Here is a 17,265-nt window from a genome sequence, read left to right as displayed (position 1 = left end):
ATGCCCTTGAAGCTTATCGTCACCGAGAAGAACGACGCCGCCCAGCAGATCGCCCGCCTGCTCTCCGAGTCGGGCAAGCCCACGGCAGACAAGGTCTACAACACCCCGGTCTACCGCTTCCGCATGGGCGGGGAGGACTGCGTGACCATCGGCCTGCGCGGGCACATCCTGAAGGTGGACTTCCCGGTGCAGCTGACCTTCAACGAGCAGGACGGCTGGCAGGGTCTCACGGCCGACGGCGAGCTCATCCCCGCCGACGTGCCGGACGGCCTCGCGCGCCCGCCGTACAAGTCCCGCCGCAAGCCCTTCCTCGCGGATGGCGTTGACCTCAAGGGATGGAAGATCGCCAGCCTGCCGTACCTGGTGTGGGCGCCCATCGAGAAGCTCCCCGCCGAGAAGGAGATCATCCGCGCCCTCAAGAACCTCGCCAAGAAGGCCGACAGCGTGGTCATCGGCACGGACTTCGACCGCGAGGGCGAGCTCATCGGCTCCGACGCCCTGCGCCAGATCCGCGAGGTCGCGCCCGACGTGCCCGTCTCGCGCGCCCGCTACTCCGCCTTCACCAAGGCCGAGATCGACCATGCCTTCGCGAACCTCGTGAGCCTCGACCAGGACCTCGCCGACGCCGGCGAGTCCCGCCAGTACATCGACCTCATCTGGGGCGCCGTCCTCACCCGCTACCTCACGGCGGCGCGCTGGAGCGGCCTGGGCAACGTGCGCTCGGCCGGCCGCGTCCAGACCCCCACGCTCGCCCTCGTGGTGGAGCGCGAGCGCGAGCGGCTCGCCTTCAAGCCGGAGGACTACTGGGTGATCCAGGGCCAGGGCGAGAAGGACGGCGCGGACTTCCGCATCGCGCACGCGACCGGCCGCTTCTGGGAGAAGGACGCCGCCGACGCCGCGTACGGCCGCGTGGCCGACGCCACCGAGGGGCGCGTCACGGCCGTCGAGCGGAAGAGCCGCACGCAGCGCCCGCCCGCGCCGTTCAACACCACCTCGCTCCAGGCCGCCGCCGCGGCCGAGGGCATCAGCCCGGCGCGCACGATGCGCCTCGCCGAGAGCCTCTACATGGACGGCCTCATCTCGTACCCGCGCGTGGACAACACCGTCTACCCCTCGTCGCTCGACCTGCGCGACTGCGTGCGCACGCTCTCCAAGGTCCCGCAGTACGCCGGCACCTGCCAGGCGCTGCTCTCCCAGGACAAGCTCACCGCCACCCGCGGCAAGCAGGAGACCACCGACCACCCGCCGATCTACCCCACGGCCCCGGCGTCCCCGGACAGTCTCCAGCCGGCGGAGTGGAAGCTCTACAACCTCATCGCGCGCCGCTTCCTGGCCACGCTCATGGGGCCCGCCACGATCGAGGGCACCAAGGTCAGCATCGACGTTGCCGGCGAGCCGTTCACGGTGAGCGGCTCCGTGCTCGCGTCCCCCGGCTTCCGCGCCGCCTACCCGTACGGTCTCAAGAAGGACGACCAGCTCCCGGCCCTCGCCGAGGGTGACGTGGTCTCCGTCAGCGACATGGAGCTTCTCGCCAAGCAGACCGAGCCGCCCGCGCGCTACAGCCAGGGCAAGCTCATCCAGGAGATGGAGAAGCGCGGGCTGGGCACCAAGTCAACGCGTGCGAGCATCATCGACACCCTCTACGAGCGCCGCTACTTCAAGAACGACCCGATCGAGCCGAGCCAGCTCGGCATGGCGATCATCGACGCCCTCACCACCTACGCCCCGCGCATCACCTCGCCGGACATGACGGCCGAGCTCGAGCAGGACATGACCCACGTCGCCGACGGCGCCGAGACGCAGGAGCAGGTGGTCAACCACTCCCGCGCGCTTCTCGCCGGCCTCATGGACGCTCTGGTCGAGCACACCGAGGACCTCTCCGAGGCCATCGCCGACGCCGTGACCGCGGACGCCAAGATCGGAGTCTGCCCCAAGTGCGGCAAGGACCTCGTGGTCAAGACCTCCGCCAAGACCCGCGGCAGCTTTGCCGGCTGCATGGGCTGGCCGGAGTGCGACGTCACCTACCCGCTGCCCCAGGGCAAGATCTCCGCGCTCGAGGGCGAGGCGGCCGTGTGCCCGGAGTGCGGCGCCCCGCGCGTCAAGGTGCAGCCGTTCCGCAGCCGCGCGTACGAGACGTGCATCAACCCGGCATGCCCCACCAACCGCGAGCCCGACGTCGACGTGGGCGCGTGCCCCGCGTGCGCCGCTGCCGGGCGTTCCGGGAGGCTCGTGGCGCACAAGTCCGAGAAGAGCGGCAAGCGCTTCATCCGCTGCACGAACTACGACGAGTGCGGGACCAGCTACCCGCTGCCCGCGCGCGGCGCGCTCGAGGCCACGGGCGAGACCTGCCCGGACTGCGGCGCCCCGCTCGTGGTGGTGACCACCGCGCGCGGCCCCTGGAAGCTCTGCCCCAACATGGACTGCCCGGGGCGTGAGAAGAAGGAGGCCGCCAAGGGCGCGCGCAGAGGTCGACGCGGAGCCCGAAAGAAGTCCTAGCGAGCGCGGGGTCGAGGTCCTTCTCGGCCCCGCGTCCTTCTCGCCGCGCGCCCGCGTCCCTCTCCGCCCCGCGTTCCCTCGCCGCGCGCTCGCGTCCCCCTCCGCTCTGCGTTCCCACCTCGTTGCTTAGGTGAGCAAAGACCTTCAACTATCTTGCACGGATTTCTTAGGTGAGTCGCCTTTCCGCAGCTCGCAGACCACCTGTATGCTTAGGTGAGTCGCGATAGTTCGACGCTTTTGCTCACCTAAGGAGCCTCGCGCGGGTGGCCCGCGCGGGAGTGCCCCGCGCGGAGGCGTCCCGCAACGGCGCGCCGCGCGCGACCCGTCCCGGCGTGCGAGAATGGGGGAGTCGAAAGGGGCGAGGATGCTGGACCTGAGGCGCGTGCTCAAGAGCAAGCCCAAGCCGCCGGAGGACGTGGATCTCACGCCGCTCTGGACGCCGTGGGGCGAGAAGATCGCGGCGAGCCGGGACGTCCCGGCGGGCGAGAAGGGCCTCGAGCCCCCGTCCCACCCTCGGCCGCTTCTGGCCCGCGAAGCCTGGACGTCCCTCAACGGCACCTGGGAGTGCGCCTTCGTCCCCGCGCCGGACGCCGCCACGGCCTGGCGGGCCGCTCGCGTCCCGGACGGACCCTGGGTGCCGATCCGCGTGCCCTTCTCGCCCGAGGCGCCGCTCTCCGGCGTGGGCCGCCAGCTCCGCCCGGACGAGCTTCTCTGGTACCGGCGCCCCCTCGACGCCCCGTCGCTCGGCCCCGGGGATCGCATTATCCTGCACCTCGATGCCGTCGACTGGGCCTGCGCTGTGTACGTGAACGGCGCCCGCGTGGCGGAGCATACGGGTGGCTACCTGCCCTTCTCCGCAGACGTCACGGACGCGCTGCGCGCCGGCGAGAAGAACGAGCTCGCCGTGTGCGTCCACGACCCGTCCGATGCCGGCACGCAGCTCCGCGGCAAGCAGCGCCTCGCGCGGGGCGGCATCTGGTACACGGCCCAGAGCGGCATCTGGCGTGACGTCTGGTACGAGGTCGTGCCCGCCGCGCACGTGACGTCGCTCGCCGCCGACGCGCGGCCCGTCGAGGGGCGGGTCCTGCTCGCCGTCGGCGTGGCTGGGGAGGGGGCGGTGACGGCCCGCGTCCTGGACGGGGGCTCGGAGGTCGCCCGCGGCACGGCGCCCGCCCGGGACGGCCGCTGCGAGCTCGCCCTCGACGTTCCCGCGCCGCAGCTCTGGAGCCCGGAGGAGCCACGGCTCTATGACATCGAGCTCGCCTTCGGTGCCGACCGCGTCCGCAGCTACTGCGCCTTCCGCACGGTGGAGGTGCGCCCGGACGCGCGCGGCGTCCCCCGCGTGCATCTCAATGGCGAGCCCCTCTTCCTGCGCGGCGTGCTCGACCAGGGCTACTGGCCGGACGGCCTCATGACGCCGCCCTCGGAGGCGGCGCTTGAGCATGACGTCCGCGCGGCGCGCGATCTGGGCTTCAACCTGCTGCGCATGCACATCAAGGTCGAGCAGCCGCGCTTCTACGCCCTGTGCGACCGGCTCGGCATGCTCGTCTGGCAGGACATGGTCTCCGGCGGCGGCCCCTACAGCGCGCTTCACACGAGCTACGTTCCCACGCTCCTGCGTGCGAGCTGGACGCGTCGCACCGACGAGGGCCCGCGCGCCCGCCGGCGCCTCTCCTCGGCGGACCCGGCCTACCGCCGCGAGTGGCGCAAGACCTGCTCCGGCACGGTGGGCCTGCTGGCGGGCCATCCCAGCATGATCGGCTGGACGCTCTTCAACGAGGGCTGGGGGCAGTTCGACGCGCGCGCCGCATGCGACGCCGTGCGCGCGCTCGACCCCACGCGCCCCGTGAGCGCCACGAGCGGCTGGTACGACCGCGCGTGCGGAGACCTCTTCAGCGTGCACAACTACTTCCGCCCGCTCGAGGTCTGGCCCGACCGCGCCCGGCCGCAGCGCGCCTTTGTGATCTCCGAGTTCGGCGGCGTGAGCTGGTCCGTCCCCGGGCACGTCTCGCTGGGGACGTCCTACGGCTACGAGGCGGCCTCCGGCGCCGCCGACTTCGCGCGCGAGGTCCGCGGGCTTCTCGCCCAGGTGGACGCGCTCGAGGCCGAGGGCCTCGCCGGCTATGTCTACACGCAGCTCAGTGACGTGGAGGAGGAGACCAACGGCCTTCTCACCTACGACCGTCGCGTGAGCAAGCTCCTCGCCGCGACCTGACCGGGGTGACGGGGTCGTTTGTCATAATGGGCACGTTCGACACAATGCGACGAGAGGGGAAGCCATGAAGGTGCTGCTGGTCAACGGAAGCCCGCACGAGCACGGCTGCACGGACCGCGCGCTCCAGGAGGTGGCGGGCGCACTCGAGGCCGAGGGCGTACGGACGGAGACCTTCTGGATCGGCGCGCGCCCGGTGGGCGGGTGCACGGCCTGTGGCGCATGCGGGAAGATCGGCCGCTGCGCCTTCGAGGACGGCGGCGTCAACGAGTTTGCGGCCAAGGCCGCCGACGCCGACGGCTTCGTCTTCGGCGCGCCGACGCACTATGCGCACGCTGGGGCGTCGCTGCTCGGCTTCATGGACCGGCTCTTCTACTCGGCGGGCGCGGCGCTTGCCCACAAGCCGGCCGCCGCGGTCACCTCTGCCCGACGCGCGGGTACCACGACGGCCCTCGCCGACATCGAGAAGTTCTTCACCATTTCGCAGATGCCCATCGTGAGCAGCCGCTACTGGAACATGGTCCACGGCAACAGCGCCGAGGAGGCCGCGCAGGACGCCGAGGGCCTCTGGACTATGCGTCAGCTCGGACGCAACATGGCGTGGCTGCTGAGGTGCATCGAGGCCGGACGCGAGGCGGGCGTCCCCGCGCCGTCGAGCGAGCCCGGCGCGCGGACGAACTTCATCCGCTAGGTACGGCATAGGCGCCGTTCTGGCGGCTCCGTTTCCGCTTTCCGTCCTCTCGTTCCTGTCCCCGTCCTCGTTCCTGTCCCCGTCGCACTGCCCCTCGTTGCCCTGTCCTTTGTCGCCCTGTCCCCCTTAGGTGAGCACAGACTTCTAACTATCTTGACTCACCTAAGGGGGAGGGGCGCATATTATCTGGCGTTTCTCTACTCACCTAAGAAAACCGTGCAAGATAATTCAAAGTCTGTGCTCACCTAAGCAGGCGCAGAGGGAGGGGTCAGCGGAGCCCGACGAGAGGGGCCGGCGGAGCCCGGCGAGAAGGGCCGGCGGAGCCCGGCGAGAAGGACCGGCGAGAAGGCCCGGCGCGGAGCCCGGCGAGAAGGGCCGTCCGCGCCGCGCCGCCGTGGTTTTCTCGCGGCGGGCGCGTCCGCGCGGTACCATTGGGGGACCACAAGACCGAAGGGGGCACATGGCGCGGGGTATCTTCATCACGCTCGAGGGGGCTGACGGCTGCGGGAAGTCGACGCAGGCCGAGCTGCTGGCCGAGGTCCTTCTCGCCCGCGGGCGAGAGGTCGTCCGCCTTCGCGAGCCGGGCGGCACCCCCATCTCCGAGAAGATCCGCGCGCTGCTCCTGGATTCGGCCAACGCGGAGATGGTGCCGGAGGCGGAGCTCCTGCTCTACGAGGCCAGCCGCGCGCAGCTCACGCGCCAGGTGATCGAGCCCGCCCTCGAGCGCGGCGCCGTCGTCCTGTGCGACCGCTACTACGACTCGACCTATGCCTACCAGGCCGGCGGCCGCGGGCTGGACGAGACGATCGTCCGCCAGTCCAACGTCCTCGGCAGCTGCGGGCGTGTGCCCGACCGCACGCTCGTGCTCGACCTCGATCCCGCGATCGGCTACGCGCGCGCCACGGCCGGCGGCGCCGACCGCATGGAGGCCGAGGGCCTCGCCTTCCAGGAGCGCGTGCGCGCGGCCTACCTGCGCCTTGCGGACGAGGAGCCGGCCCGCGTGCGCGTGGTGGACGCCGCGGGCGAGAAGGACGCGGTCACGGCCCGCCTTGCCTCCGCGCTCGAGGACCTGCTGTGAGCGCCGCTCCTGCCCAGAGCGCCCCCGGCCAAAACGGCCCCGCGCCCCTTCCCGCCGCGCTCGGAGCCCTCGCCGACCAGCCGCGCGTGCGCGACCTCCTTGCCACCGCGGTGACGGAGGGCCGGCTCTCCCACGCCTACCTCTTCGTGGGCGCGCCCGGATCCGGCAAGCACGAGGCGGCCGAGGCGCTCGCCGAGTGCGTGGTCTGCCCCCACGGCGGGGATGTCACCTGCGACGAGTGCCGCCGCGTGCGCCATCGCACGCACCCGGACGTCCGCTGGCTCAGGCCGGGGAGCGCCACGGGCTACCTCGTGGCCCAGGTCCGCGAGGTCATCGAGGACGCGAGCCTCGCCCCCGTGCGCGCCCGCACCAAGGTCTACGTGCTCGAGCGCGCCGAGCTCCTGCGCGGAACGGCGGCAAACGCCCTGCTCAAGACCCTCGAGGAGCCGCCCGAGGGCGTGATGTTCATCCTCTGCGTCCGCACCACGGCCTCGATGCTCCCCACCATCGTCTCCCGCTGCCAGCAGGTGCCCTTCCGCGCGGTCTCGCCTGACGAGGGCGTGGACGCCGTCATGCGCTCCTGCGCCGCCACGCGGGAGGAGGCGCGCGTGGCCCTCGCCGTGGCGGGCACGCCCGCGCGCGCGACGGAGTTCCTGCAGTCGACGGCCCGCCGCCAGGTGCGCCGCCTCGTGGTGGGCACGCTCGACGCCCTCGCCCGCGACGACTCGTGGGACGTGCTCCTGGCCGCGCGCGAGCTCGTGGCCGCCGTGGCCGTGCCGCTCGCCGACGTCAAAGAGGCCCAGGAGGCCGCCCTGCAGGAGAGCCAGGACTTCCTCACCGCCGCCGCCCTCAAGCAGGTGGAGGACGCCAACAAGCGCGAGCTCACCGCGCGGGAGCGTTCGGGTATGATGGAGGCCCTGACCGCGACCGAGTCCGTCCTGCGCGACGTGCTCGTCCGCTGCGAGGGGGTCGGCCAGCCCATCGTCAACGAGGACGCGGCCGCCACCGTGGACCGCATCGCCGCCGGCTGCGACACCGCCGGCGCGCTCAGGGCGCTCGGGGCCGTGGCGCGCGCCGCGGACGACCTCGCCCACAACGTATCGCCGCAGCTGACCCTCGAGGTCATGCTGCTTTCCGTCAAGGAGGCACTTGCATGCCCACCGTCATCCCAGTGAAGTTCACCTATGCCGCCCGCGACCTCTGGTTCAGTCCGGCGGGCACCGGCGCCCAGGAGGGCGACCACGTCATCTGCCAGACCGAGCGCGGCCGCGAGATCGGCCTCGCCACCGCGGACGCCCGCGAGGTGAGCGATGAGGAGCTCGCCTCCACCATCGGCCACGCGACCCTGCGCGACGTGGTGCGCATCGCCACCGAGGACGACCTCGCGCGCGCCGAGCGCCTGGCCCAGCGCGGCGAGGACTCCATGCCCGCCTTCCGCCGGCACGTCAAGGAGTCGGGTCTGGACATGAAGCCCGTGGGCGTGGAGTACCTCTTCGACGGCGAGAAGGCCGTCTGCTACTTCGCCGCCGAGGAGCGCGTGGACTTCCGCCAGCTCGTGCGCGACCTCTCGCGCGAGTTCCACGTCCGGATCGACATGCGCCAGATCGGCGTGCGCGAGGAGGCCGCCATCGTGGGCGGCTACGGCCACTGCGGCCAGGAGCTCTGCTGCCGCCGCTTTGCCACGGGCTTCGACCCGGTTTCCATCCGCATGGCCAAGGAGCAGGACCTCCCGCTCAACTCCACCAAGATCTCCGGCGCGTGCGGACGGCTCATGTGCTGCCTGCGCTACGAGTTCGAGGCCTACCGCGACTTCAAGGGCCGCGCGCCCAAGCGCAACGCCGTGATCGACACGCCGCTCGGCAAGGGCAAGATCGTGGAGTACGACACGCCCAAGGAGCAGATCGTCCTGCGCCTTGAGAGCGGAAAGCAGATCCGCGTGGCGCTCGCCGACATGACCGCCTCCGAGGCCGCGCACAAGAAGAGCGAGGAGCTCGGCTGCCCGTGCCGCCCAGACACCGTGACGCGCGAGGTTCTGGACCGCCTGGAGTCCCCGGACGTGCAGATGGCCCTCGCCGAGCTGGACCGCAAGATGGGCGTGCTGCCCGAGCAGGGGCCGGACGCCTCGGACATCTTCGTCGAGCCCAAGCGCAAGCGCCGTCGTCCCTCCAACGGGGCCCCGGCCGGAGAGAAGGGCCCGCAGGGCGAGAAGAACGCGCGACGCGAGGCCGGCGCGCCCTCCGGTGACGAGGCGCCCGCGCGTCGCCGCCGCAAGCGCCGCCCGGGCGATGGCGGGGGAGCGGCCGCCCCGGCGCCCGCGCACATGGCGCCCGAGGCGGGGGCGGGCTCTGCGCCCGCACGCCGCCGCCGTCACCACCAGGCGGCGGAGGGCGCCGCGGAGGCGGGTTCCGCCACCGGCGGTCAGCAGCCCGTCAAGCGCACCCGCCGGCCCGGCGACAAGGGCGGCCAGGCTGAGAAGGGCGCACAGCCGCGTGGCATGCAGCCCTCGCGCAAGAAGCGCGCCCAGCAGCAGGGCAAGGCTGGCGAGCAGGGGCAGCAGGCCGCGCGTCCGCAGGGGGCCGATGACGCATCCAAGCCGCGTCGTCGCCGTCGCCGCGGGGGGCGCGGGCGCGGTGGCGCCGGCGCCGAGGGCGGCGCGCCCGCGGGCGAGTAGGCCTTCGCCGCCCCTTTGCTTCCGATCGATTTGAGGCCCCGAGCGCTTTGGCTCGGGGCCTCGTTGCGTTTGAACAGGTAAGGGGCTGGGGTGGAGTTGGCCCGCCTCGGGTCGGTCGACCCATGGGGGGAGGCGTGGTGACGATTGTCGGTGATTTTTGGAGGGCGGGCGAAGTAGCGGGCGTTTTTCGGCTGCAAAAGGGCAGGTAGACGGGTTGGCGAATCGGCCAGTTGACGGGCTTCCCACAGAAAATCACCGACAATCGTCAGCGGCTCGCCGGATGGGGTCCCGTGAGGCCCGAGGGGTGCCTACGCCCCCTCGGAAAGCCACTCCTGCGCCAGCGCGAGGGCGGACTGGCCGCGCACGAGCAGCTCGTCGTCCCAGTCGACGTTGCGCCAGGGGTCTCCGCTCTCGAGCTCGATCCACGTCTCGCCCTCGCCCCACCCGAGGTCGACGGCGTCGGTGAGGTAGGCGAGCCGCGTGAGCGTCCCGTCCGCTGCGGTCTGCTGCAGGGCGACGACCTTCCACGTCACGCCGTCCTTCTCGGCGACGTCCACGGAGACGCCCCGGTCGAAGATGCCAAAGCGGAGGGTGAGGGACTCGAGCTGCTCCTGCGTGAGCGGCACGCACGTCATCGAGGCCATGACGTCCTCGTCGGGCTCCACGTCCTTGGGCTCGTAGTCGTTCCTGCTGAGGATCTCCTCCACGAGGGCCTCGCCGTCAGGCTGCGCTTCCTCGTCCTCAACGACCGTCTCGGCCGGCGGCTCCTCCGATGCGGGCTCGGGATCTGCTGCCTGAGTGCCGCCGCATCCCACGAGCAGCAGCGAGGTGGCGAGCGTGGCACAGACGAGCGCGGCCTTGAGGAGCCTCATCAGAACCTCCGTCCCCTACATGATTCTGAGCATTAAGAGTACAACAATAAGCAGCGGGAGTGCCCAGACGGCGCCGAAGAAGCCGGGGAGCATGTCGCGGTGCGTCTCCTGTACCGACGGGTCGAGTCGCAGCTGGTCGATGAAGAAGAGGACGAGGCTCGCCGCCCAGAGCCCGCAGAAGCCGATTCCAAGCCAGAAGGGCGCCTGGTAGCTCCAGGAGAGCGCGTGCGCGATTCCGTACGTCACGCCAAACGCGAGCGGGGCCAGGATGAGGTTGACGAAGGAGGCGTCCCGCACGAGCCGGCTGACTCCCGGATGGCTCTTGCGAGCGGAGCGCTCCCACAGGAGCACGCCCACGAGGAGGGGCAGGCCATAGAAGGGGGAGAGGACTACGACGACGCCAAAGAAGCTCGACAAGAGCTCAAGCGGGTTGGGGCACGTCTCCGGCGAGAGGCTGGAGGGGAACATGGGGCCTCCTTGGGGTTGCACATTGGGGGATGAGGCTACTCTTCCAGCGGGCGGTCGAAGATGATGCGCACTGTGTCTCCCACACGTGCGGTCTCGCCACACATCGGGTCGGTGGCGATTGCGACGGGCGTGCCCTTGTCGCTTGTGCTGTAGCTCCACTCAGTTATGTATGGATCGGGGGAGAAGCCCGCTAGGACGAGCTCACTCGAGGCGTCGAGGGGCGTCATGCCAAGCACGTCGGGCACCGTGACGTCGCTCGTGACGGTAAGCTCCACCGGCTCGTTGGGAGACGCCCAGGATCCGGAGGTGGGCCGCGCAAGGATGACCCGATTGTCGCTCGGGTCTACGTCCCCTTGGTATGCAACCTCCACGTTCGAGAAGCCCGCATCCTCAAGTAGCTTCCGGGCATCGCGCTCGGAGCAGTTGAGGGTGATATTGGGAATCTTCCGTAGGCCCGAGACACTGAGGATTGCCTCCGCCTTCCATGGCGTCTCATTGAGCTCGGCGTGGACAGTGCCGCTTGGGTCGAGGGGCATCGAGATGCCCATGTTCTCGGGAAGCGCCTGCACGTCGACGTCCACCACCGTCCCCGGGCTTTCGGTGGAGCGCGACTCTTGGATGACGGGGAAGTAGTCCTCGGCGACGAGCACCTCCCACGCGCTCTGGGGGTCCATGCCAACTACGTTGGGCACCTCGCCGAACTCGGTCTCCACCACGGCGGGCGGCTGCGAGCCGAGATACGACGTCACCGTCACCGCCGCGGCGACGACCATAACCGCCGCCAGGCACGCGGCCGCGAGGCGCGCGGCGCGCCGGCGGCGCGGGGCGGCGGCCTCGCGCTCGAGGAGGGCGGCGAGCTCCTCGCGGGAGTGCACGCCGAGCATGCGGTATCCCGTCGCGCGGGCCGAGCTCACCGTCCCCGGGGCGACGCTCAGCCTCTCGGCCACCTCGTCCGTCGAGAGGCCCTCCGCGACAAGGGAGAGCACGTCGGACTGGGTCTGGGAGAGCCCGCGCGCGAGGAGGGCCGCGCGGGAGTCGCCGGCCGCGCGGCCCTCCTCGCGCTGCCGGCCGTATTGGGCCGCGAGCTCACGCGCGCTCGTCACGCCGAGCTTGCGATAGGCGCGCTGGCGGAAGTTCCCGACGGTGGAGGAGCTCACGCCCATCTCGCGCGCCGCGGCCGCGGCCGTCATGCCGGAAAGCGCCGAGCGCGCCGCGTCGGCCTCGCGCCCGGTGAGCCCGCGCTCGCGGAAGTCGCGCTCCGCCTCCTGCGACGCCGTGGGAATCATGCCGCCTCCTCTCCGCAGCCGATTACCGGAAGCGTACACGAGCGCGCGTCCCTACGTCGTGGCAACGCGGTATGCACCCGGGCCAGCGCGCGGCAAAAGCGCGCCCTCTGCGCTTTCTCCCGCATCGTCGCAGATGGCGAGAAGAACGTCCGGCAGAGGGCGCGCCTTGCGGGACCGGTCCGCCCGCTACGCCAGCGCGGCGAGGCGCAGCACGAGCTCTACGGTGCCCACGGCGTAGCCGCCGCGCGCGAAGAGCCCCACGGGCGCCTCCGCCGCCGGCCGCGCGTCAACGAGGACCGCTAGCGGCAGCAGCTCCGGGTTGGCGAACATGCGGCGCGCGAGGCGCTCCGGCAGCTCGGAGAAGTCGTCGCGCGCGAGGGTCACGGGCACGCCGGCCGCATCCAGCGCCGCGAGCGCGCGGGCGAGGGTGGGGTCGCCCGCCGCGTCCTCGCGGGTCACGAGCGTGAGGGAGAGCCCCGCCGCCGCGACGACCCCCGCCGCGTCCGCGAGCTCGTTCAGCAGGTGCTCCGTCGGCTCCCCCGCCGGCTCCAGGAACGCCAGGAGCGCAAGGCCGCCGCGCCCGCCGAGCAGCGGCGCGGCGTCGGGGAGCGGGATGCGCTGGAGCATGTCCTCCGGGCGCGGGGCGCGCCGGCGGGCGCGGACCTCGGCGGGCCCGTCCACGGTGAATACGAGCTCGGCGGCCTGCTGGTTGCCGTTGGGCAGGCGCGTCGTGGTGGTGAGGCGGTAGGTCCCGGCCGGCACCTCAAGCGCGGTAGGATCGCAGCCCCAGAGGTCGAGCTGGTGGAAGCCCCAGAGCTCCTGGCCGCCCACCTGCATGGCGCGGCCCAGGCGCGCGAGCCCCCAGTCGGTGCCGTAGACGAGCGGGGCGCCTTCGGGAGAGCTCACGCAGAGCGGCCAGGTGCGCTCGCTCGCGGCCTTGCCCTCGACGCAGGCCCAGCGCCCATCCGCGAGCACCTCGGCGCGCCCGTCGGCGGGCGCCAGGCGCGCGGGCACCCCGAGGCTGCGGCACGCGGCCACGAAGAGCGTCCGCAGCGTCACCTCGGAGGCCTCGCCGCACGCGAGCGCACCTGCGGGCGTGCCCACGAGCTTGGCCAGGTGCTCGGCGGGTGAGAAGGACATGCGCCCGGCAAGCCACGCCCACGCGGCGCACGCGTCGTCCGCGATCAGGCGGGCGAGCTCCTCCGGCAGCGCGCCGGGGAAGGCGGGCCGCCAGGCGCTCAGGTGCTCGAGGCCGATCCGCGGGCAGAGGACGTAGCGCTCCCAGGTCTCGCGATCGAGGTTCTTGTCGCGGCTCGCGAGCGCGGCGCGGAGATGGCCCTCCAGGAGGGCGGGGTCGGCGTCCAGGTAGTCCTTCTCGGCAAGCGTGGCGAGAAGCGCCAGGCGCTCCGGCTCCGCGCCCGCGGCGAGGAACTCGTAGACGGCGTCGGCGTTGCCGCGCGCGGCCTCGAGGATGTGGGCCACGAGTTCGGCGTCGTCGTCCGGGCGGACGAGCGCCGCCTGGCGGGCGAGCTGCTCGGCGTGCGAGCGCATGGCCACGACACGCATCCCACGCGACTCGTCCGCCACGGCCTTGCGCACGCGCCCGCGCGCCGCGGCCTCGGGCGAGAGCGGCTGGGAGGGCGCGGGGTGGTCCTCGGGCGCGCGGACGTCCACGTCATGCCAGGCGTCCGCGGCCTCGGGCGTCTCGGCGGTGGCGAGCACGAGTTCCACCTCGGAGACCTCCGCCGTGTCCACGTCCTTCTCGGCCATGAGCGCGCCGGCCGAGGCGTGCGCGCGCACGCTCCCCAGCCCCAGCTCCACCGAGCAGCGGCCCTCCTCGTCCGCCGTGAGCACGGAGAGCGGGCGCCACCCGGCCATGTTGAGCACCTCGAAGGCCACGGTGGCCCCCGCGGCGGGCGCGCCGTCCGGGAGCGCCACGCGCACGGAGAGGCGCGTCGTGGCGGCGTAGCTCCCCGTCACGTTGACGAGGACGGTGCAGCCCGCGCGGCCCACCACGTCGGCCGGGTCGCAGCCGAAGTCCGAGAAGAGCCGCGTGGCCACCATGGGCGCGCGCCCCGAGGCGGCGGTGAACCAGCCGCGGTCGAGCGCCTCCTCGGGCTCGCACGCGCCGAGGTAGTGCCAGCGGCCGCCCGCCCAGGCCTCCACCCAGGCGTGGTTGTCGTCGCAGTGCGCCCACCAGGGCACGTAGAGCTGTCGGGCGGGGATGCCCACCGCGCGCAGCGCCGTCACGAGGAGCGTCGACTCCTCGCCGCAGCGCCCCGCCGCGCCCGCGATGACGCCGGGCGCCCCGAGGGTGCGGCCGTCCGTGGACTGATACGTGGCCATCTCGGCGCACCAGTAGTTGACCTCGATGACGGCGCGCTCGGGGTCGAGTCCGGCCACGCGCGGCGCAAGCTCCTCCCAGAGGGCGCCCCGGCAGTCCTGGAGCGGCTCGTTGTTGACGCGCGCTGTGGCCACGTAGTGGACGAAGAGGTCCTCGGGCAGGTCCGCCGCCGGTCCCTCGCGGAGCACGAGGGCATGGCGCGCGAAGGCGAGAAGGACCTCGAGCGGCGCGTCCACGGCGTCCGTGAGCGGCAGCGTGGCCAGGTGGTAGCGCAGGAGCACGGCCTCGTCGGGCGCGAGCGCGGGGAAGAGCGCCTCGGCCTTCCCGGCCCGCTCTCCCAGAAGGGCGCGGCGGGCGTCGAAGCGGCGGGCGGCATAGGTGGCGAGCTGCTCGGAAAGCGGCATGGGGTCTCCTTGGGTCGTCGCGCGGTTGCGACCGACTATGGTACTCCGCTGACGACGCCGCGTCACGCGTGGGGATGTGGCAGCCCCACCGGCAGGCCCCGGCGGCGTGCCCCCCGGCAGGCCCCGGCGGCGTGCCCCCTGACGGCCGCGCCCCGGCCCCCCGACGGCCGCGCTCCGGCCGAGTGACGGATTTTGGACGAATGATCGCCCTCAGGGGCCTTCGTCCGTCCAAAACCCGTCACTCTGTCTATAGTGCGTGAGGCACGGGGCCGCGGCAGGCCCCCGGCCGCCAGGGACACGACGGGAGGACACCCATGTACGGACTCAAGAGCGAGGCGAGCTTCGACTCGGCCCACTTCCTCGCGGACTACTACGGCAAGTGCGAGAACCTCCACGGGCACCGCTGGCGCGTCGTGGCGTACCTCAGCGCGCCCGAGCTCGGCGCGGAGGGGACCCAGCGCGACATGGTCATGGACTTCGGCGTCTTCAAGCGCGCCCTGCGCGACCTCGCCGAGGAGTTCGACCACACCTTCCTCGTGGAGGAGGGGACGCTCGGCCCGGCCACGATCGAGGCGCTCGAGGGCGAGGGCTTCTCGCTCAAGCTGCTGCCCTTCCGCACCACGGCCGAGAACCTCGCCCGGCACTTCTGCGACCGCCTGTGCGAGCGAGGCCTCCCGTGCTCGCAGGTGGACGTCTACGAGACGCCGCTCAATTGCGCCACATATGTCCGGGACGGGGCGTAGGATTCAGCCTATACTCAGGGAAGGGGGATGCGGAAAGGGCGATGCGGCCCCGCGGCCGCGGGAGGCGAAGGTGTGACATGGGCGATCGTTCCCTGCACGGAGTCAACCTTACCGGATGGCTGACGCTCGAGTCGTGGGTCACCCCCGAGCTCTTCGCCGGCGCCGGCGCGCTGGACGAGGAGTCGCTCGTCACGGCGCTCGGGGAGCGGCGCTACGCCGACTGCGTCCGCGCGCACCGGCGCGAGTTCGTGACGCGCGACGAGTTCGTCAAGATCGCCTCGCGTGGCTTCAACGCCGTGCGCCTGCCCGTCCCCTGGTACGTCTACGGGGACGATGGCCCCGAGCCCGGCCCGTACGTCGGCTGCATCGAGCTCGTCGACCAGGCGCTCGACTGGGCGGAGGAGATCGGCCTCAAGGTCATCTTCGCGCTGGCGATAAGCCCGGGCGCGCCCCACACGGACAACGGCACCTCCCCCGACAACGCCGACTGCCACGTCACGCGCGAGGAGATGCTCGACGTGGTATACGCCCTCTCCAGGCGCTACGCCTCGCGCGTGGGATTCTTTGGGATCGAGCTCGCCGACGACCCGGTGGTCCAGGTCCGCCACGGCCTCATGCTCACCGACGGCGTGCCCATACACCGCCTGCGCAACTACTACCGCGAGGCCTACGAGCTCGTGCGCAACGCCGCGGGCGAGGACCCCGTGGTCATCATGCCCGACGCCGCCTTCCCCGGCGGGTGGGGCCGCTTCATGGCCCAGCGCCACTACAGGAACGTCTGGCTCGACTGCCACCTTGACCGCCCGAGCGTCCACGTGGACGTCTCCGGCCCCGCCGGCGTGCGCCGGCTCGTGGCCGCGCTCGAGAAGCGCGTCCATGACGCCCGCCGCTCCGGCATGCAGGTCATGGTTGGCAAGTGGTCGTCGTCGCTGCCGATCGCGGACTCCCAGATGACGCCCGAGGGCCGCATCGCGCTCGAGCGCGTCTACACCTCTGAGCAGATCGGCGCGTACGAGAAGTGCCCCGCCTGGTTCTTCAACACCTGGAAGACCTCCGGCAAGCTCGCGAGCTGGGACGCTCGCGTGGCGCTCGCCACCTTCGAGCGCGGGATGATCGTCTGATGCCGGGAGTCCTGAGCGTCGTCGGCACCCCCATCGGCAACCTCGAGGACGCCTCGCCGCGCGTGCGGCGGGTGCTCGGGGAGGCCGACGCGGTGCTCTGCGAGGACACGCGCGTGACGGGCCGGCTCATGAGCGCCTTCGGCCTCTCCGCGCGCCTCGAGCGCTGCGACGCGAACGTCATGGACGCCCGCCTCGCGGGCGTGCTGGAGCGCGTCGCCGCCGGCGAGCGCGTTGCCTTTGTCTCGGACGCCGGCATGCCGGGCGTGTCCGACCCGGGACAGCGCCTCGTGGACGCCGCGCTCGACGCGGGGCTGCCCGTCGAGGTGATTCCGGGTCCGAGTGCCGTGACCTGCGCGCTCGTGGCGTCGGGCCTCGCGAGCGAGCACTTCTTCTTCGAGGGCTTCCTGCCGCGGCGGCGCGGGGCGCAGCTCGCTCGCCTGGCGGAGCTGGCGCCGATCCCGGGGACGCTTGTCATCTACGAGTCCCCTCGCCGCGTGGCTGACACCCTCGCCAACGTCGCCGAGGCCTTTCCCGGGCGCCGCGTCGCGCTCGTGCGCGAGCTCACCAAGCTGCACGAGGAGGTCGTGCGCGGAGAGGCGACGGAGCTCGCGGCGGAGGTGGCCGCGCGCGGCGAGGTCCGCGGCGAGTGCGTCATCGTGATCTCGGCGCCGAGCGCAGAGGAGCTCGAGGGTCGCCGCGCGCAGGACGCCGGGCCCGCCCGCCCGCTCGAGGAGGAGATAGCCGCCGGGCTCGAGGCGGGGGAGCCCAAGAGCACGCTCGCCAAGCGGATTGCGAAGACCTTCAGGCTCTCTCGTTCCGAAGCGTACGACGCCGTGGTAGCCGCCGCGTCCGCGACGCGCTAGCCGCCGCTCCGTTCCG

13 protein-coding genes are annotated in these 17,265 nt (G+C 72.2%); 9 read left to right on the top strand and 4 right to left on the bottom strand.

Annotated elements, in window-relative coordinates; all coding sequences use genetic code 11:
* Nucleotides 1–6 precede the first annotated feature (6 nt).
* From E0L17_RS05340 to E0L17_RS05315, 6 genes are all read left to right on the top strand, one after another.
* Entirely contained in the window at nt 7–2,496 is a 2,490-nt protein-coding gene (locus E0L17_RS05340; protein ID WP_167930218.1) for a DNA topoisomerase I, read from the top strand.
* A 364-nt stretch (nt 2,497–2,860) separates the two neighbouring features.
* Complete coding sequence (locus E0L17_RS05335; RefSeq protein ID WP_167930217.1) at nt 2,861–4,711, top strand: glycoside hydrolase family 2 protein; 1,851 nt, start codon at nt 2,861–2,863, stop codon at nt 4,709–4,711.
* Between the two features lie 64 nt (nt 4,712–4,775).
* Nucleotides 4,776–5,399, top strand: coding sequence for a flavodoxin family protein (locus E0L17_RS05330; RefSeq protein WP_167930216.1), 624 nt, complete (start codon nt 4,776–4,778; stop codon nt 5,397–5,399).
* A gap of 460 nt (nt 5,400–5,859) precedes the next feature.
* Nucleotides 5,860–6,477, top strand: a complete 618-nt coding sequence (tmk, locus tag E0L17_RS05325; RefSeq protein WP_167930215.1) for a dTMP kinase — start codon at nt 5,860–5,862, stop codon at nt 6,475–6,477.
* Nucleotides 6,474–7,652, top strand: a complete 1,179-nt coding sequence (locus E0L17_RS05320) for a DNA polymerase III subunit (protein ID WP_353652952.1) — start codon at nt 6,474–6,476, stop codon at nt 7,650–7,652. The genes tmk and E0L17_RS05320 overlap by 4 nt, the downstream gene beginning before the upstream one ends.
* On the top strand, nt 7,631–9,148 hold the full coding sequence (locus E0L17_RS05315) for a PSP1 domain-containing protein (protein ID WP_167930214.1): 1,518 nt from the start codon (nt 7,631–7,633) through the stop codon (nt 9,146–9,148). Before E0L17_RS05320 ends, E0L17_RS05315 begins: the two co-directional genes overlap by 22 nt.
* 308 nt (nt 9,149–9,456) lie before the next feature.
* Here E0L17_RS05315 and E0L17_RS05310 read toward each other — a convergent pair whose 3' ends face one another.
* From E0L17_RS05310 to E0L17_RS05295, 4 genes are all read right to left on the bottom strand, one after another.
* A complete protein-coding gene (locus tag E0L17_RS05310) occupies nt 9,457–10,020 on the bottom strand; it encodes a hypothetical protein (RefSeq protein WP_167930213.1) in 564 nt (187 codons plus the stop codon).
* 15 nt (nt 10,021–10,035) lie between these two features.
* Nucleotides 10,036–10,488 carry a hypothetical protein gene (locus tag E0L17_RS05305; RefSeq protein ID WP_167930212.1) on the bottom strand — a complete coding sequence of 151 codons (453 nt, stop codon included), beginning with the start codon at nt 10,486–10,488 and terminating at the stop codon, nt 10,036–10,038.
* 35 nt (nt 10,489–10,523) lie between these two features.
* Complete coding sequence (locus E0L17_RS05300; RefSeq protein ID WP_167930211.1) at nt 10,524–11,774, bottom strand: LuxR C-terminal-related transcriptional regulator; 1,251 nt, start codon at nt 11,772–11,774, stop codon at nt 10,524–10,526.
* A 186-nt stretch (nt 11,775–11,960) separates the two neighbouring features.
* Nucleotides 11,961–14,522 (bottom strand): transglutaminase-like domain-containing protein, encoded by a 2,562-nt coding sequence (locus E0L17_RS05295; protein WP_167930210.1) that lies wholly within the window; start codon nt 14,520–14,522, stop codon nt 11,961–11,963.
* Between the two features lie 314 nt (nt 14,523–14,836).
* Here E0L17_RS05295 and E0L17_RS05290 point away from each other — a divergent pair, with 314 nt between their 5' ends.
* From E0L17_RS05290 to rsmI, 3 genes are all read left to right on the top strand, one after another.
* Nucleotides 14,837–15,265, top strand: a complete 429-nt coding sequence (locus tag E0L17_RS05290) for a 6-pyruvoyl trahydropterin synthase family protein (RefSeq protein WP_167930209.1) — start codon at nt 14,837–14,839, stop codon at nt 15,263–15,265.
* 77 nt (nt 15,266–15,342) lie between these two features.
* Nucleotides 15,343–16,386 carry a glycoside hydrolase family 5 protein gene (locus E0L17_RS05285; protein WP_167930208.1) on the top strand — a complete coding sequence of 348 codons (1,044 nt, stop codon included), beginning with the start codon at nt 15,343–15,345 and terminating at the stop codon, nt 16,384–16,386.
* Nucleotides 16,386–17,249: a 16S rRNA (cytidine(1402)-2'-O)-methyltransferase gene (gene rsmI / locus E0L17_RS05280; RefSeq protein WP_167930207.1), complete on the top strand. Its 864-nt coding sequence runs from the start codon at nt 16,386–16,388 to the stop codon at nt 17,247–17,249. Before E0L17_RS05285 ends, rsmI begins: the two co-directional genes overlap by 1 nt.
* The last annotated feature ends 16 nt before the right edge of the window (nt 17,250–17,265 follow it).

Source organism: Olsenella sp. SW781 (assembly GCF_012027725.1).
Classification (GTDB): Bacteria; Actinomycetota; Coriobacteriia; order Coriobacteriales; family Atopobiaceae; genus Thermophilibacter.
The sequence above is the reverse complement of the archived record's forward strand: the minus strand, read 5'-3'. Positions and strand labels throughout refer to the sequence as shown.

Coding starts and splice junctions, on each gene's coding strand:
- E0L17_RS05335 (WP_167930217.1), top strand. CDS start 2,861: ATGCTGGACCTGAGGCGCGTGCTCAAGAGCAAGCCCAAGCCGCCGGAG.
- E0L17_RS05330 (WP_167930216.1), top strand. CDS start 4,776: ATGAAGGTGCTGCTGGTCAACGGAAGCCCGCACGAGCACGGCTGCACG.
- tmk (WP_167930215.1), top strand. CDS start 5,860: ATGGCGCGGGGTATCTTCATCACGCTCGAGGGGGCTGACGGCTGCGGG.
- E0L17_RS05315 (WP_167930214.1), top strand. CDS start 7,631: ATGCCCACCGTCATCCCAGTGAAGTTCACCTATGCCGCCCGCGACCTC.
- E0L17_RS05310 (WP_167930213.1), bottom strand. CDS start 10,020: ATGAGGCTCCTCAAGGCCGCGCTCGTCTGTGCCACGCTCGCCACCTCG.
- E0L17_RS05305 (WP_167930212.1), bottom strand. CDS start 10,488: ATGTTCCCCTCCAGCCTCTCGCCGGAGACGTGCCCCAACCCGCTTGAG.
- E0L17_RS05300 (WP_167930211.1), bottom strand. CDS start 11,774: ATGATTCCCACGGCGTCGCAGGAGGCGGAGCGCGACTTCCGCGAGCGC.
- E0L17_RS05295 (WP_167930210.1), bottom strand. CDS start 14,522: ATGCCGCTTTCCGAGCAGCTCGCCACCTATGCCGCCCGCCGCTTCGAC.
- E0L17_RS05290 (WP_167930209.1), top strand. CDS start 14,837: ATGTACGGACTCAAGAGCGAGGCGAGCTTCGACTCGGCCCACTTCCTC.
- E0L17_RS05285 (WP_167930208.1), top strand. CDS start 15,343: ATGGGCGATCGTTCCCTGCACGGAGTCAACCTTACCGGATGGCTGACG.
- rsmI (WP_167930207.1), top strand. CDS start 16,386: ATGCCGGGAGTCCTGAGCGTCGTCGGCACCCCCATCGGCAACCTCGAG.